This is a genomic window from Halorhodospira sp. M38 (assembly GCF_022227985.1).
Classification (GTDB): domain Bacteria; phylum Pseudomonadota; class Gammaproteobacteria; order Nitrococcales; family Halorhodospiraceae; genus Halorhodospira; species Halorhodospira halophila_A.
Map to the genome: position 1 here is coordinate 1 of NZ_JAJNQP010000063.1, position 1,563 is coordinate 1,563.

Consider the following 1,563-nt stretch of genomic DNA (forward strand, 5'->3'; position numbering starts at 1 on the left):
CTCAAGCTCGCCGGGCACCTGGCCGAGCGCGGCAAGGGGCGGGGTAAGGGGGCCGAGCCGGGCACCGGCACCTTGCTGATCTTCGACGAGCCCACCACCGGGCTGCACTTCAGCGACTGCCAGGTCCTCCTCGACGCCTTCCAGCGGTTGGTGGACGCTGGCTACAGCCTGTTGGTCATCGAGCACAACCTGGATCTGATCGCCAACGCCGACTGGATCCTCGACCTCGGCCCGGAGGGCGGTGAGGGCGGCGGCCGGCTGCTGGCCAGTGGTACGCCGGCGCAGCTGGCGGCCTCCGCCACGGCGACCGGGCGTGCCCTGGCCGACTACGGCACCGGTCTGGAGGAGGACGCGGGGCTCCTGGCGCCCCCGGCCGTGGCCGAGGCGGCAGCGCCGTATGCCGTGGACGCTCCGGCCGCGATCGAGGTGCACCAGGCCCGCGAGCACAACCTGCGCAACATCGACGTGGCCATCCCCCGGGATCGATTGACCGTGGTCACCGGGGTGTCCGGCTCCGGGAAGTCGACCCTGGCCTTCGATATCCTCTTCGCCGAGGGCCAGCGCCGTTACCTGGAGTCGCTCAACGCTTACGCCCGACAGTTGGTGCAGCCGGCCTCGCGTCCGGACGTCGGCGCGGTGACCGGCATCCCGCCGGCGGTGGCCATCGAGCAGCGCACCAGCCGAGGCGGATACCGCTCCACGGTGGCGACACTCACCGAGATCTACCACTACCTGCGCCTGCTCTACCTGCGTCTCGGCGTGCAGTACTGCCCGGAGTGCCAGGTCGCCATCGAGGCGCAGACGCCGGAGGGCATCGCCGCGCGGTTGCTGCGCGAACACCGTGGGCAGCGGATGGCCTTCTACGCCCCTCTGGTGGTCGCGCGCAAGGGGATCTACAAGGAATTGGCCGCCTGGGCGGCCGGCCGCGGATACGAGCAGTTGCGTGTGGACGGTGAACTCCAGCCCACGGCGCAGTGGCCGCGGCTGGACCGCTACCGGGAGCACGACATCGATCTGCCCCTGGGCAGCATCGAGATCCGGGCCGATGCCGAGGCGGATCTTCGCGAGCGCCTCGAGGAGGCCCTGGATCACGGCAACGGGACCGTGCGCATCGCCCCGTTGGACGGCAGCGGCGCCGACGCCGAGCGGGTCTGGTCCACGCGCCGGGCCTGCCCGGCCTGCGGGCAGGGCTTCGCCGAGCCGGATCCGCGGCTGTTCTCGTTCAACGCCCGCCACGGCTGGTGCAGCGGCTGCCACGGCACCGGGCTGCTGGTCCGCGACCCGGACGAGGCCGAGGAGGCGGAGCTTGACGCAGCCCGGGTCTGTCCGGCCTGCCAGGGCGGGCGGCTGAACCCCGTGGCCCGGGCCGTGCGCTTCCACGGCCGGAGCATCACCGAGGTGACCGCGGACTCCGTGGCCGAGCTCCGGCCCTGGCTCGAGGCGCTGACCCTCGACGAGCGCGAGACCGCCATCGGCGCAGACGTCATCGCCGAGATCGGCGCGCGGCTGGCCTTCCTGGAGCGGGTCGGCCTCGGCTACCTGTCGCTGGATCGCGCCGCGCCG

General features: G+C 72.6%; 1 pseudogene. It reads left to right on the forward strand.

Annotated features, from left to right (window positions below):
- Nucleotides 1–1,563, forward strand: a pseudogene (locus LRA98_RS12745) (excinuclease ABC subunit UvrA); the annotation flags it as partial.